Annotated in this window: 15 protein-coding genes; 5 read left to right on the top strand and 10 right to left on the bottom strand. The window is 44.6% G+C overall.

All coding sequences use genetic code 11. From position 1 onward, the window contains the following. Positions 1-106: 106 nt before the first annotated feature. Complete coding sequence (locus NSU05_RS06630) at positions 107-703, top strand: ImmA/IrrE family metallo-endopeptidase (protein WP_003232721.1); 597 nt, start codon at positions 107-109, stop codon at positions 701-703. A 43-nt stretch (positions 704-746) separates the two neighbouring features. Here NSU05_RS06630 and NSU05_RS06625 read toward each other — a convergent pair whose 3' ends face one another. Together NSU05_RS06625 and NSU05_RS06620 are read right to left on the bottom strand one after the other, a co-directional pair. Beyond that, a complete protein-coding gene (locus NSU05_RS06625; protein ID WP_003245071.1) occupies positions 747-1,583 on the bottom strand; it encodes a manganese catalase family protein in 837 nt (278 codons plus the stop codon). A gap of 76 nt (positions 1,584-1,659) precedes the next feature. Beyond that, positions 1,660-2,262, bottom strand: coding sequence for a poly-gamma-glutamate hydrolase family protein (locus NSU05_RS06620; protein WP_003244789.1), 603 nt, complete (start codon positions 2,260-2,262; stop codon positions 1,660-1,662). A gap of 105 nt (positions 2,263-2,367) precedes the next feature. Between NSU05_RS06620 and NSU05_RS06615 the strand changes: the two genes are divergently transcribed. Continuing rightward, on the top strand, positions 2,368-2,745 hold the full coding sequence (locus NSU05_RS06615) for a PH domain-containing protein (protein ID WP_003245254.1): 378 nt from the start codon (positions 2,368-2,370) through the stop codon (positions 2,743-2,745). Between the two features lie 39 nt (positions 2,746-2,784). Here NSU05_RS06615 and NSU05_RS06610 read toward each other — a convergent pair whose 3' ends face one another. Then, entirely contained in the window at positions 2,785-3,738 is a 954-nt protein-coding gene (locus NSU05_RS06610) for an N-acetylmuramoyl-L-alanine amidase (protein ID WP_003244876.1), read from the bottom strand. Between the two features lie 120 nt (positions 3,739-3,858). Between NSU05_RS06610 and NSU05_RS06605 the strand changes: the two genes are divergently transcribed. Beyond that, positions 3,859-4,116 (top strand): YciI family protein, encoded by a 258-nt coding sequence (locus NSU05_RS06605; protein WP_003232731.1) that lies wholly within the window; start codon positions 3,859-3,861, stop codon positions 4,114-4,116. 30 nt (positions 4,117-4,146) lie between these two features. Here the strand turns inward: NSU05_RS06605 and phrA are convergent, their stop codons facing one another. The 3 genes from phrA to yjoB form a co-directional block, all read right to left on the bottom strand. Further along, positions 4,147-4,281 carry a phosphatase RapA inhibitor PhrA gene (phrA, locus tag NSU05_RS06600; protein WP_003245487.1) on the bottom strand — a complete coding sequence of 45 codons (135 nt, stop codon included), beginning with the start codon at positions 4,279-4,281 and terminating at the stop codon, positions 4,147-4,149. Continuing rightward, positions 4,271-5,407 carry a response regulator aspartate phosphatase RapA gene (gene rapA, locus NSU05_RS06595; RefSeq protein ID WP_010886491.1) on the bottom strand — a complete coding sequence of 379 codons (1,137 nt, stop codon included), beginning with the start codon at positions 5,405-5,407 and terminating at the stop codon, positions 4,271-4,273. Before rapA ends, phrA begins: the two co-directional genes overlap by 11 nt. A 144-nt stretch (positions 5,408-5,551) precedes the next feature. Continuing rightward, entirely contained in the window at positions 5,552-6,823 is a 1,272-nt protein-coding gene (gene yjoB / locus NSU05_RS06590) for an ATPase YjoB (RefSeq protein WP_038428822.1), read from the bottom strand. A 148-nt stretch (positions 6,824-6,971) separates the two neighbouring features. Here yjoB and NSU05_RS06585 point away from each other — a divergent pair, with 148 nt between their 5' ends. Together NSU05_RS06585 and NSU05_RS06580 are read left to right on the top strand one after the other, a co-directional pair. Beyond that, on the top strand, positions 6,972-7,436 hold the full coding sequence (locus NSU05_RS06585; protein ID WP_003245144.1) for a DinB family protein: 465 nt from the start codon (positions 6,972-6,974) through the stop codon (positions 7,434-7,436). 224 nt (positions 7,437-7,660) lie between these two features. Beyond that, the gene (locus NSU05_RS06580; RefSeq protein WP_003245643.1) at positions 7,661-8,425 is read left to right on the top strand and encodes a sulfite exporter TauE/SafE family protein; all 765 of its coding nucleotides are present in this window, start codon (positions 7,661-7,663) and stop codon (positions 8,423-8,425) included. 38 nt (positions 8,426-8,463) lie between these two features. Here the strand turns inward: NSU05_RS06580 and NSU05_RS06575 are convergent, their stop codons facing one another. The 4 genes from NSU05_RS06575 to NSU05_RS06560 form a co-directional block, all read right to left on the bottom strand. Beyond that, complete coding sequence (locus NSU05_RS06575) at positions 8,464-9,957, bottom strand: UxaA family hydrolase (RefSeq protein ID WP_003245409.1); 1,494 nt, start codon at positions 9,955-9,957, stop codon at positions 8,464-8,466. Continuing rightward, the gene (locus NSU05_RS06570) at positions 9,954-11,396 is read right to left on the bottom strand and encodes a tagaturonate reductase (RefSeq protein ID WP_029726236.1); all 1,443 of its coding nucleotides are present in this window, start codon (positions 11,394-11,396) and stop codon (positions 9,954-9,956) included. The genes NSU05_RS06575 and NSU05_RS06570 overlap by 4 nt, the downstream gene beginning before the upstream one ends. Before the next feature lie 74 nt (positions 11,397-11,470). Then, the gene (locus NSU05_RS06565) at positions 11,471-12,472 is read right to left on the bottom strand and encodes a LacI family DNA-binding transcriptional regulator (protein ID WP_029726237.1); all 1,002 of its coding nucleotides are present in this window, start codon (positions 12,470-12,472) and stop codon (positions 11,471-11,473) included. Between the two features lie 87 nt (positions 12,473-12,559). Continuing rightward, positions 12,560-13,828, bottom strand: coding sequence for an MFS transporter (locus tag NSU05_RS06560; RefSeq protein WP_038428821.1), 1,269 nt, complete (start codon positions 13,826-13,828; stop codon positions 12,560-12,562). Positions 13,829-13,832: the final 4 nt, after the last annotated feature.

The raw sequence follows: 13,832 nt of genomic DNA, 5'->3' as shown, positions 1-13,832 counted from the left end.
TTTATTTTTTAAAGAAAAGGGAAAGATTTCTACACTACCTTCCAGTCCTATACGGGCTTTTCTTTCTCGCTAAAAACAGAACAAACGTTCGAAAGGGAGTATTCAATTGGGCGATTACTTATCACATCTGGAGGAATACGTTAAAAATTTATACGGCCGGCTGGGCATCACATCCCCTCATCACATTGACATGCTGAAAATCGCAAAGGATCTGGATATTTGGGTGCATTTTGAGGATATGGGGAGCATGATGGTGAAATACGACGGCATGTACAGTATCGTATTGAACCAAAAAAAGTCACGGGAAGAGCAATGGGAGGATTTTGGCCATGAGCTGTGCCACGTGTTAAAGCATGCAGGCAATCATTTTCAGATGAACAAGCTCTTCAGAGAGCTTCAGGAATTCCAGGCAAATCAATTTATGTACCACTTCTGTGTGCCAACCTTTATGCTGTTGCAGATGGAACTGCCGCAATGGAGAAGCCAGGCACTCGCCACAATTGCGGCGGTATTCCGGGTAACAAAGGAATTTGCTGATAAACGGCTTGACATGTTTGAACGGCGTAAAGCAGGTATTCAATTTCAGAAGCGGCTCGCTTATTTATTATCTCACAAGCGGCCAAATGCGTACGAGGAAGGCGATCAGCAGCACTTGCAGGTCGCTGAGGAAAAAGCGTTATATCATATTGGTAAAAACATCTGATCAAATACGGGCTGAGGATATATTCCTCAGCCCAGAAGAGAACCTAACATTTCGACATTGGGGGAACTGTATTATGCAGCCACATGGGCGCCGGTTTAAGATGAGGCGCAGATGCGAACGCAATCGGAGCCGGGATATACCTGAATTCACCCCGGCCGTCAAAGGCTTCCCCATGTGCCCATCTTCCTTGTGAGCTTTCATCTCCCCTGGAAAAGTTAAACAGGTCATAGGAGACTTCCTGCTTTTCGAGCTCACGCGGAAACGTCGTCGGGACGACAATATCCCGTTCTCTTTCCTCCAGCTCTTTAATGGCCGCGTACCACATATTTTGATGATAGGTATCCCTTGCAATCAAAAATGACAGCATATCTCTTACCCCTGGATCATCGGTCATGGCATAAAGCCGTGTCACCTGAAGGCGTCCTTGGGCCTCCGCATTTAAGTTAGCGCGAAAATCGGCCAGCAGGTTTCCGCTTGAGATAATGTATTTTGCATTCCACGGATAGCCCTCACTATCTGATGCCATCGCCCCCAATCCGGACACAATCGCGTGCTGAGGGTTCATCCCTGACATGACTGCTGCAATAGCGGGATTGCTTTTATAAGCATCCTCCTGTACATCCGCGGGTGCATTGTCCAGAAGCCTGGAAATCATCGTTGCCAGCATTTCTACGTGCCCAATCTCTTCGGTCCCCACATCATATAACAAATCTTTATACTTAGCATCCGCCCTGCAGTTAAACCCTTGAAACAAATACTGCATCATGACGCTAATTTCACCGAATTGGCCGCCGAGCACCTCTTGAAGTTTTTTCGCATAAACCGGATCGGGATGAGCTGGCTTTGCTTGATATTGAAGCTCTTTTATATGATAAAACATGAATCATTCCTCCCCACACTTTCGCACAACCCCAGCGTATGAAGGAATAGGCCAACCGTGCAGGTCCCGTCTAGTTTTATGTATAAAAGCCAAGCTTGACGGCTTCCACATATCGATCAAACAAATCGTTTTGTATGTAGCTTTTATCACGGCACCCAAAATTGCGGAATAGCGCATTTCGCTGTGCCGTGCTTACCTCCAATTGCAGTCCCATTTCTCTTTTCGTCCGATTGACAATATTGTTTGGGTGTACACCTGCCAGGCGGTCTTTCTCATTAGTGAGCTCGGCGCTAAAACCCGCTTCATTCAGACGCTCACAAATGAGCTTGGCTTTTTTACGATCCGCCCCGCCGACCAATGTATGCGGGATTTTCGGATCATAATACCCGTGAAACGCTAATGCGTAATGGTGGTCATTCACTTTTTCTAAAGCCAGCGGCTCATCAAAACGAATGCTAGTGAGATGCAAGGAACGGTTGTTTCGCTGCTTTAGACCCTCAAACAAATAGATGGAACATCGATCCGAAAATGCCCGCACCAGTTCACTGACGCCAGGCTCAATTCTGCCGCCGTGAGGACCGAGGACGATAAGCTCACTTCCGTTTTTCTCCTCATAAATAATCCGGTACTCCGACTCAGAAGCAGAAAGGGCCGCAAAGCTGTCATACATATCTTCCATCTTGAACGCCCCCCTTTACCAGTCAGCACCAGTTTACTCTACTCATCTATGAATGAAAACCTTTTTTATAGTATGATTTGATAGAATACGCAGAGGAGGTATATGATGGGGTTTATTGATGGATTACTCGGCAATGCATCAACACTGTCAACGGCAGCTGTGCAAGAAGAGCTTGCCCATATTTTACTTGAGGGTGAGAAGGTTGAAGCCGCGTTTAAGCTGGTTCGCGATTTGATTGTCTTTACTGACAAGCGGCTTATCCTTGTAGATAAACAGGGAATTACAGGCAAGAAAACGGAATTTCAATCGATTCCGTACAAAAGCATTTCCAGATTCAGCGTGGAAACTGCCGGCCGCTTTGACCTTGATTCAGAGCTGAAAATTTGGATCTCCGGCGCGGAACTTCCCGCTGTCTCAAAGCAGTTTAAAAAAGATGAAAGCATTTATGATATTCAAAAGGTGCTTGCCGCAGTTTGTATGTAAGGCGAAAAGACGGAAGCTTCACAGCTTCCGTCTTTTCATTTACAGCTTTTCCTCCATCTTCGCTTTCGTTTTCGGACCGTAAATCCCATCAGCCGTTAAACCGCTGACAGACTGAAAACGTTTCACTGCATTAGCTGTTTTCGGGCCATAAACGCCGTCAACGCCGTGATTTTTCGCTCCTTTATCAGGATAAAAATAAAGAGCGGCTAAAGCAGTCTGCACCTGCTTTACTTTTGTCCCTTGCGTCAGCGGGCTTGTCACTTTGATCACGCCGGATGGGAGCGGATATGAGGATGCGGCATGGCTTTTAGAAGCAGATGCCGTCTGAGGCAGTTTGATCACCTGTCCGATTTTGATGTGGTTCGGGTCAGTGATATGATTTATGCTTTGCAGCGTTTTCACACTGGCCCCGTGTGATGCGGCAATCCCTGACAGTGTGTCACCTTTTTTTACATGATATTCAGACGCCGAAGAAGAGACTGCAGCTTTTTTCGCTGATACGCCCCCGTTTAATTCCTTTTCAATCGCCGCCTTCACTTGATCCCAGCGCCCCTCTGATAAAATGCGGTGCGGGCAATACTTTCCGCTCCAGTCCTGATGCTTTCTCACCCGATCGATGCCCCAGCCGCGCTCCTTCAACAGCTGTGCAACAAATGAAATCGCCAAGGCTTCAGCTGCCTCATACTTCGGGCCTCCCGATTTGCTGTAGCAAATCTCAACACCGATTGATTTGCGGTTTCCCGGACCGTTTGTGCCGTCACCAGTGTGCCAAGCGTTTCGGTTAAGCGGCAGACCTTGAATCACCTCTTGATCATCGACCGCAAAATGAAAGCTTGTCGAGCTTGTGTTCCCGATCATATAGCTGATTTCATTGGCCGCTGATGCATCGTTTGCCGTGTTGTGAATGGTAATGTATTCAGCGGACATTGCATTAGGACACTTCAACGCGTATTTCGCCTCAGAAACCAAATTTTTCTTTACTGGAATGCTCACCTATCATCTCTCCTTTTCTTTTTTCATAAATAGGTGGCATTCGTAGGACGAAAAGCTCATATCATCTATCACCGTAATATGGATAAATGTGTTAAACTGAAGTTCACGGAGGGTCTGAATATGTATACATATTTAATGCTGACAATGAGAACGGAGAAATTTAATCAGGAGCATGTGGCTGGGCACTATGAATTTCTGGATCGTTTACAGGCAGAAAAACGTTTAAAAATGTTTGGGCCATTCAGCGACGCCACAGGCGGAGCGTATGTCATCGAAGCAGATTCACTGGAAGAGGCAGCGGAAATCGGCCATGCGGATCCGCTGGTGGCAAGTGGATCTTCTGAGCTGACGATAAAAGAATGGAAGCTGAAGAAATAAAAAAGACCCCTAAGGGTCTTTTTTTATGCATCATGTTTGATTGCGTGCCGCAATATGAAATGTTTTCCCTTCTGTGTTTGCTGTTTCACCTGCATGAACCATCACCTGAGTAAAGCTGAACCCGACCGCAACGAGCAACAAACCTGACATCCATTTAGATTTCATATAAACAATCTCCTCTCTGGATTTGTTTTTGTGCGTGCACCATTTTCTCATAAAATGAAAGTGCTTTTTCGGGCTGTCCGTTTTCTATATAGAATTGGGCAGCATCATGCGCCAGCTCTTCAATATAAGGATACAGCATATGTTCTTCAAGAAATTGAAAGGTGTGTGAGACTGATTCTGTGTCAATGTTTTTTCCGTATAACGCATGTAAAAATTGAAAAAGCTCCACAAATAATTCATCACTGTATTGACGGGCGATTTCCAATCCTTCACGATACTTTTTTTGCGCTTCGGCGTCATTTTTTTGTTTATACAGAACTTGTGTTAAAGAGTAGATAGAATGCGGAAGATTATCGAACTTTTCCGACTTGCAAATAGAAACAGATTTCCCAAAGTATTCGGCTGCCTTTTGCAGTTCACCCATTTTCTCATAGCAGTTTCCGAGATTATATAGGGCAGAACTGATCAGGCGGGGATTGCCTTCTTTCTTTGCAAGATCTAAAGCCAGTTCTAAGTGGGGCAATGCTCTTTCTGGATACTGCATATCATCATAATTACCTGCAATAACGAATTCACATTGGATTCTGCGGACGGTGTACGTTTCATACATTTGGTATGTTTCTAATGCCTGAACGGCGTAGCTCATCGAAACATAGGTTTGTTTTAAATTGTAAAAAATCTCAGCCATTTTAAAAGCAAACTCTGCTTTCTCAATATCATCCGAGACGAGGGCAAGATTCTTTTCTGCCCGTTTATAATACATCATGGCACTGACAAACATCTTCTGCTTAAATTCATACATTCCTCGAAAAAAATTAAAGTAATATTCGAGAAGCCCTGTCAGCTTGTACTGATTCCCTTCGATGTCTTCTAACAATTCTGAAAACTCTAGCTGCGACGTGTCCTCTCCAAAAGGCTTAATGTAATCCAGCATGACACGGTGCCTGAACTCCATTAAAGAATAATACAGCAGCAAATCTTGGTCTTCTTCCATATCCTCAATTTCTCTTTCTACTTCGAGCTTGACCCGTTCGGCTTCAGCGACGTGGAACTGCCGGATATGAGTATACCATTCATTAATTTTAAGCCCGACATAAGAGGACGGAATCGTCTGCTTCATCCTCAATTAATCCCCCCTTTTGAATTACCCGAGATATGTCATATTTTATCATATTTACAAGAAAAAGAAGAACGCAAAATAACCGCAATTGTCGAATTTCGGCTAACCGCAACAAAAAAGCACGGGTTTTTCAAACACCCGTGCTTTCTTTTAGTGAAAACCGACTTTGTTTCTTTCCATCCAGCTTCCCCGCTGGCTTTTTCTTTGCTCTCCTGTCATGTCTTTCACCATGGTTTCAATATGGTGATTCCCTTCTTGGTGCCATTGAAGGGCTGAAGATACATATAATTCTCCCAGCTGTGCAAAGGAAAAGCCTTCTGTAAGTTTTGCGGCGTTTTTTATTTCTCCTTCACTCAAAAAGATGCCAAAGCCTCTCATTTTCATATATTCCAGCCGCAGCTCTTCATCCGGAAGCCCGATTTCATAGGCACGGTCAAATCGTCCTGCACGATTCATCAAACCTGGATCGATCTCTTCGGGATAGTTTGTCGTACCGATGAGAAATAGCCCCTCTTTTGATGTCGCGCCGTCCAGCGTATTGAGAAAAAAGGACCGCACATCTTCCGGCATCGAATCTATATCCTCGATGACCAGAACTGCAGGAGCGAGGCGTCTCGCTGCCTGAAAGACTTCTTCTATTGTCTCGCTCGACGTAAATTCAGTAATTTGCCAATAAGCAACAGGTGCATCGATACTGCCTGCGATCGACTTCACTAACGTCGTCTTTCCGTTTCCAGGAGGTCCATATAACAGAATGCCGCGCTTGTAAGGGATGTCATATGTTTGATAAAACGATTTATCACTATGAAAAAACTGATCAATTGATCTGTATATCTCTTTTTTCAATAGCGGATTCATGATGACTTGACTCCGCTGAACCTCTCTGACAATGGCTTCCTGCTCTCTTGAAGTCCCTCCATCTACATCCGTAAACACGGTCACTTTCCGCTTGCTTTTTTCCCAAAGACGCGGTCTGACTCCCTCCAGAAATGCACGCATCTTTTCATCGTTAACCGCAAACAGACAATCAAAACTCATAATGCTCCCATCTTGAAAATATGGAATTCTGGCAAAAGCAACTCCCTTTTCAGGATACGCGTATACACTGTTTCTTATAGACTTATGGACGGTATAATCCGGTTCTTTCTCATCTTCATCGTAAGCAAAGGTTTTCTTTTCAAGCTTTTCAAATATATATGCCACATGCTCAGGCTCCAATGAACCGCTGCGGACATCTTCTACAAGAAGCTCCCAGTATTCCGTATTTGGATCATCACTGGCATAGAGCTCATAGAATACACCGTATTGATCATAAAGCGTTTCTTCAATCCGTGTGATAAGGTAACCGAAAGTGCCGTAGCCCGCCGCAGCTCTTTCATTCTCTTTTTCTTCGTACTGATAAATGAAAGGTATGTTAGTCATGTTTATACTCCATTTCATGTTTTGTGAACGTTATATATACGATTGACATAGCATTTTGTTTCATCCCACAGCATATTACTTGTGAATTCATAACCGTTGATATAGGATTTCATTGCACCATTTATTTTTACATATGGAGGAGATCATAATGTGCCAATCCAATCAAATTGTCAGCCATTTTTTATCCCATCGAAACGTGACCAATGAGCTTGCCGAAAAAATCAGCAAAGACCATTACAGCTACAAACCGGCAGAAACATCAATGTCAGCAGAAGAGCTGGTCAAACACATTCTTACGTCTTTCCACTTGTTCGCAAATGTCATTAAGGAAGGCAATGCCTCACCATTTCAAAACAAGCAGGAAGAAACAGAAACAGATCTCAATGTTCTGGCAAAAACATATACAGAAAAAACGGTCGCTATCCTTGAACAGCTGACTGAAGAGCAGCTGGACAGAGAAATTGATCTGACATCCGCTTTCGGCAGAAAAGTCACAGGCCGCGCGCTGCTTCAGCTTGCAATGGAGCATGAAATTCACCATAAAGGCAACCTGTTCGTGTATGTGCGGGAAATGGGCCACACTGAGCTTCCTTTCTATCAGCAGCGCATGTAGCGTAAACAAGAAAAAAGATACCTGTTAAGAGGTATCTTTTTTTTGCGCCTTTAGTACTTCTCGATTTCGTCCAGACACTCATTATAGGGCAAATGAATAGAGATATTGAGCATACCAAAATTTCAAGCAACTAACGTGCAAAAATTCAAAAAATTTAATTGATTAACGCGTCCTAATCATATATAATCTGATAAAAATAGTCGGGTTTTCAGGAGGCCTTTATCATGAGTGTAAGCATCATATTGATGGGTTTGTTTGTCGGAGCCTTAGTCGGATTGACGGGAGTGGGTGGAGCGGCCTTATTAACTCCCCTTTTAATTGTGCTTGGAATTAATCCTTCCATCGCGGTCGGTACGGATCTTGTATATAACTCGATCACAAAGCTGTTTGGCGTTGCCTCCCATTGGCGGCAGAAAACGATTAACTTTAAATTGGTAAAATACTTAGCCATCGGCAGTATTCCGAGTGCTTCGCTAGCCATTGGCATATTGCATTTGTTCCCCGCCTTTCACCAGCATCAGGAAGAAATTATTAAGCACGCTCTAGGATATGTGTTAACGCTGGTTGCCATTTCAATCATCGTTCGTTTGTTTTTGGATAGAAAACTTCGCCCCAACCGCTGGCAGCTGATGCCGCTTGAAAATAAGAGGGCGCTGACAATTCTTATTGGTGTTGTGTTTGGGTTTATCGTCGGATTAACATCAATCGGGTCCGGCTCATTATTTGCAATCGCCATGATTTACTTATTTAACATGAAAGCGTCACAGATTGTCGGAACCGATATCGCGCATGCTTTTCTTCTTGTTACGGCAGCAGGCATTTTGAACGCAAGCTTCGGAAGCGTGGATTACATGCTGGCAGCTAATCTGCTCCTCGGTTCAATTCCCGGCGTACTGATCGGGAGCCATCTTTCGCCTCGATTCTCCCCGCGTCCACTGCAATTTATTATGGCGTCCATTATTTTAGTCAGCGGTTTAAAATTGATTTAATGAAGAAGGCTATCCGCTTGAAGGATAGCCTTTTCTTATTATAACGTCACACCCGATTTAAAAATGGCGAGTTCTTTGAAATCATTTTTTTCATGGTTCACAAGCTGGCCGCTTGCCACCTCAATCATATAGTGGATAAACTCACGCAGCACATATTCCTCATGAACATCATCCTCTGCTAAAAGGCCTGCGTTAAAATCAATCCAATGCGGCTTCGCCTCATACAGCTCGGTGTTTGTCGCTACTTTCACCGTCGGGACAAAGGTGCCAAACGGCGTGCCTCTTCCCGTTGTAAAGAGGACAATTTGGCAGCCGGCAGCCGCCAATGCGGAGGAGGCGATCAAATCATTGCCCGGTGCGCTCAAAAGAGTCAGCCCTTTTGTCTTGAGTACTTCACCGTATTTCAAGACATCCGTGACAGGAGAAATCCCCGCTTTTTGCGTACAGCCCAGCGATTTATCCTCAAGTGTAGAAATGCCGCCCGCTTTGTTGCCCGGTGAAGGATTTTCGTACACCGGCTGATCATGTTTAATAAAGTATTGTTTGAAATCATTGATTAAATCGACTATCTTATGAAACACTTCTTCATTGGCAGCCCGCTGCATCAGGATGGTTTCTGCGCCGAACATTTCCGGTACTTCCGTCAGCACAGTACTCCCTCCCTGTGCAATGAGATAATCTGAAAAACGTCCAAGCAGCGGGTTTGCGGTTATGCCGGAAAAACCGTCCGAACCTCCGCATTTCAGCCCGATCTTCAGTTCAGACAGCGGAATGTCTTCTCTCTTATCTCCTTTGGCCGCTTCATGAATTTCCTTCAGCAAAGCAACGCCTGCCTCCATTTCGTCGGTCACCGACTGGGATTCCAGAAACTTCACCCGCTTCAAGTTCACATCTTGCAGTGCTTCCTTCATTCTTGCCAGCTCATTGTTTTCACAGCCAAGCCCTAACACCAAGACGCCGCCGGCATTTGGATGGCGAATGGCATTCAGCAGGATCTGCTTCGTATTTTCATGATCGTCGCCAAGCTGCGAGCATCCGTATTGATGCTTTAACACCAGTACGTTATCAAATGGAGCGATATCCCCTGTTTCTCTGACAAAACGCTGCAGCATTTTTTCTGCTATTCCATTGACACAGCCGACAGTTGGGACAATCCACAATTCATTCCGTACACCCGCATCTCCGTTTTCTCTTCTAAAACCTTTAAACGTCCGGTTCTCATTAGAATACGGATTTTCATCAAATCTCGGTGTATAGCTGTATAATTGGATATCAGACAGGTTTGTTTTCGTATTATGGACATGAATATGCTCTCCGATCGAGATATCTTGTGATGCATGACCGATTGGAAACCCGTACTTGACGATGCTGTCGTTTTCTTTGATAGACTGCAATGCAATCTTATGGCCTCTTTTTATATCATCCTTTACTTCAATCGACACGCCGTAAGCATGCAGCCTCTCTCCCTTTTGAATATCCCGCAGAGCAAGAAGGACATTATCTTGCTTATGAATCTTTATAAACGACTTCAACGTACCTCTCCCCCTTGTATGCAGTATTGTTCAAGAGCCCTCTGCATGCCCAGCTCATGAATATGATTCAAGTAAACAGCGACTCTATCAGTCAGCTTCGGTATCTCATTGAGATCTGCCCCCCACAGCCGCTGTTCGCCTAACACTCTTGATGCAATCCGAAGCATGTCGCCATCCTCCTGACACCAAACCTCTTTGAAAAATTGAAGAACTGCCGGATCATCCTGCAATGTCTCGTTATCATGATAAAAATACAGAAGAGCACTGAAAGAAAACACCAAGCGTTCAGGAAGCTGTCCCTTTTGTTCAGCATATTCCTTAAGAGTCGGCAGGTTTCTCGTTTTGAATTTGGAAACGGAGTTCAATGCAATGCTTTCCAGGTAATGCTTAATATACGGGTTTTTAAAACGGTTCAGCACATCGTCAGCATACTGAGAAAGACCTTCCATTTTTAAAACAGGAAGAATTTCGTCGTCAATCAGCTCTCTTATAAATCGCCCAACTTCCGGATGCTCGACAGCATCCCTAACAGTTTTTAAGCCGTATAATAAAGCCACTGGCGTCATTGCTGTATGAGCGCCATTTAAAATCCTTACTTTTTTAGTCCGGTATGGGGTGAGGTCGCTGACGATCTTTGTATGGAGCCCTGCAGCCGCAAAGGGAAGTTCTCTTCCAATCCAATCAGGCCCCTCGATAACCCATAAATAATATTGCTCTCCCACAACTATCAAATCATCCTGATAGCCAAGATCCGCCGTGATCTCATCAATGCTGTCGACGGGAAAACCCGGAACAATCCGGTCTACTAAACTATTACAAAATGTATTGGCCTCATGAAGCCACTGTGTAAATCCTTCCCCCAGCTTCCACAGATGTGCATAATGAAGAACCGTTTCCTTCAGCTTTTCACCGTTCTTCTCGATCAGCTCACATGGGATTAGGACACACCCTTTTGTCTGATCTCCTTTAAAAGCCTGATAGCGGAAGTAGAGAAATGCAGTTAATTTCCCAGGGAATGTTTTTTGCGGCCTATCCTCTAAACGATCTTTTTCATCACATACGATCCCAGCCTCAGTGGTGTTGGAGATGATAAACCGAAGCCTTTCGCTTGATGCCAATTCTTTGTATGCTTCATAATCAGAAAACAGGTCAATTCCCCGGCTGATTGAGTTGATAATCATATGCTCGTTTACCGCTTCTCCATCTTTCATTCCTTGTAAAAAAAGCGTATATAATCCATCTTGCTCATTTAATCGTTTGATTTTTTCTGAACCCCTTGGCTGAACAACCACCACACTCCCATTAAAATCAGTGTGTTGATTCAATTGATCAATCTGCCAATCGATAAATCCCCGAAGAAAGTTTCCTTCTCCGAATTGGAGAATTTTTTCTGGATACTGAGTATAGTGATCGTACACATTTTTATTCAGCTTCTGCACCCTTATTGCCTCCCTCTTTTTATGCACACGTTAACATTTTTCTGTATAAAGAATGCCCGCTGAAAAACGGGACATCACGTCGTCAATCGTCTGACTGAATCACGCACCATAAATTCTGTGTTTTCCAAGATTTTTTCTGCTTTTGTTTCGGGCTTGCTGATCAGAGACAAGAGTTTTTGCGCGCCAAGCACGCTGATTTTCTCCACTGGGCGCTTTACTGTTGTAAGTCTTGGCGTGATGTACTGTGAAAACCCAATATCATCAAACCCGATCACCGAAATATCATCAGGAACGCGCAGGCCCTTTGCGAATATCGCATTCATCGCTCCGATTGCCATGTCATCATTCGAACAAAAAACAGCGGTTGGAGGATTCGGCAGTGCCAGCAGCCGCTCCATCGCTTGAAAGCCGCTTTCCATATCGTACTGTCCTTTGACACTGTATTCATGCTTGATCGGAATATGATGTTGAATCAGTGCAGATAAGTAGCCTTCCTTTCGCTGCTGGGAGGATTTAAAGCCTTCGATCCCCTCGATGATGGCGATGTCTTGATGTCCGGACTGAATGAAGTATTCTACAGCTTCTTGAGAGCCTTCCTTGTCATTGGACAAAATATTCGTGATGGTGCGATCATCAATATCACGATTCAGCACGACAAGCGGAATGTTTTTTTCGCGAATATGGTAAATAAAAGAATTATCAATGTCACTTTGGCTCATTAAAATGATGCCGTCATATCTCATCGGTGTAACGGAGTCATAGTTTTTCAGATCATCAATGCCGCGCACATACAGATTGTAATCCTCACTTATGGCTTGATTGACGCCTTTAATTGTGTCTGCAAAGAAGCTGTGCGAGGTTCCGTTTGTAATGCTTGTAAAGAACAGCCCGATCGTATGCGACTTTTGCATCGCCAGACTTTTCGCATTTACATTTGGTGTATAGTTGAGCTGCTCTGCTAGCTCTAATATTTTTTTCTTCGTATGTTCTTTGATGTAAGGGCTGTTGTTGAGTGCTCTGGAAACAGTAGTGTGGGATACGTTTGCGAGTTTTGCGATATCTTTTATGGTTACCATCTAATTCCCTTCCTTATCATACCGGCTGCGATTATTTACTGTATATTGTATCATCAAACATACCGCCTCTCCCACTATATTTCCAGATTAATAAGACACAGGATTCTCAGCTTCTGTTCCCGCTGGCTTGCCAATGATTGGACGGACAAAACGAATCACAGCAAGTGAAGCGAAGACAGCCAGCCCTCCGGCAAGCAAAAATGCTCCAGAAAACGTGCCTGTTTGGTCAACAATAAATCCGGTTAAAGCCGGGCCGATAATTCCTGCCGTGTTGGCGAGGAAATGCATGAAGCCGCCAACAGAACCGACATTGTTTTGATCAACCACATCTTGAATGACTGCCCAATAGATAGCACCTGTTAAATATAGAAAAAATACTGACAAAGCGACCAGTGTGACAGCGCCCGCAGTCGTTGCCACCAGCCCGGCAAAACCAATCAGGACAGCTGATGAAAACAAACACGTGACAAGCACAACCTTGCGCGAGAACAGCACACCTTTTCGTGCCGTTTTTTTGTACACATAGTCAGAAACAAATCCCCCCGCAGCCAGCCCGATAAATCCTAAAATCCACGGTATGACCGTGATGACACTCATCGATTCAACACTTAATCCCCGCTCGTCGACAAGATAGCTCGGAAACCATGTCAAAAAGAAGAAGAGGATGTAGTTGTAAGCGAAAAAAGCGAACGCCGTGAACAGGACCGTTTTTTGCTTCAGGTAAAAGGTGAGCGGAATTTTTTCTCCGGGAGACGTTTCTGCTTTTATTGCCGGTGCTTCCTTGATCGTCTCTTGCGGCTTTTCTTTGACAAACTTGAACCAGAGCCCTGCCCATATCAATCCAATAATCATAATGAGAACGAAGGATACCTTCCAGCTGAACGCTACTGCGATCATGCCGACTATCGGGCCGGAAATGGCTCCCCCGAGCGGCGTGCCGCTGTTGGTTACACCGATAACAGACGCCCGCTGGGTCGGCGGGAACCAGTTGTTCACCATCTTGTTGATGGTCGCCGAAAGCGGGCCTTCTCCCATTCCGAAGAGAATACGGATAATCAGCAAGCTGACAAAGCCAAAAGCGAGGGCGACTGCTCCGCTAAACAGCGACCAAACAACCATCGCGACAAACAAGGTCAGCTTTGCCCCATAGCGGTCGGATGCCACGCCCCCAAGAAAATTAAAAATCGCATAACCTATCGAAAAACTGCTGAAAATCAAGCCCATTTGCGTGGCAGACAATGTGAGATCATCCTGAATAAAAGGAGCTGCAATGGAAAGCGCCGAGCGATCCAGGTAATTAATCACCCCTGCCAGGAACAAAAAAAGGATAACGGGAAGCTTATCTTTTGAAAACATCTCA

The sequence above is a fragment of the Bacillus sp. EU52 genome, from assembly GCF_037964975.1.
GTDB lineage: Bacteria > Bacillota > Bacilli > Bacillales > Bacillaceae > Bacillus > Bacillus subtilis.
The sequence above is the reverse complement of the archived record's forward strand: the minus strand, read 5'-3'. Positions and strand labels throughout refer to the sequence as shown.

What these genes read in the sequence shown, in the direction of transcription:
- NSU05_RS06625 (WP_003245071.1), bottom strand. Translation starts at nt 1,583, where the DNA reads ATGTTTTATCATATAAAAGAGCTTCAATATCAAGCAAAGCCAGCTCAT.
- NSU05_RS06620 (WP_003244789.1), bottom strand. Translation starts at nt 2,262, where the DNA reads ATGGAAGATATGTATGACAGCTTTGCGGCCCTTTCTGCTTCTGAGTCG.
- NSU05_RS06615 (WP_003245254.1), top strand. Translation starts at nt 2,368, where the DNA reads ATGGGGTTTATTGATGGATTACTCGGCAATGCATCAACACTGTCAACG.
- NSU05_RS06605 (WP_003232731.1), top strand. Translation starts at nt 3,859, where the DNA reads ATGTATACATATTTAATGCTGACAATGAGAACGGAGAAATTTAATCAG.
- phrA (WP_003245487.1), bottom strand. Translation starts at nt 4,281, where the DNA reads ATGAAATCTAAATGGATGTCAGGTTTGTTGCTCGTTGCGGTCGGGTTC.
- yjoB (WP_038428822.1), bottom strand. Translation starts at nt 6,823, where the DNA reads ATGACTAACATACCTTTCATTTATCAGTACGAAGAAAAAGAGAATGAA.
- NSU05_RS06585 (WP_003245144.1), top strand. Translation starts at nt 6,972, where the DNA reads ATGTGCCAATCCAATCAAATTGTCAGCCATTTTTTATCCCATCGAAAC.
- NSU05_RS06580 (WP_003245643.1), top strand. Translation starts at nt 7,661, where the DNA reads ATGAGTGTAAGCATCATATTGATGGGTTTGTTTGTCGGAGCCTTAGTC.
- NSU05_RS06565 (WP_029726237.1), bottom strand. Translation starts at nt 12,472, where the DNA reads ATGGTAACCATAAAAGATATCGCAAAACTCGCAAACGTATCCCACACT.
- NSU05_RS06560 (WP_038428821.1), bottom strand. Translation starts at nt 13,828, where the DNA reads ATGTTTTCAAAAGATAAGCTTCCCGTTATCCTTTTTTTGTTCCTGGCA.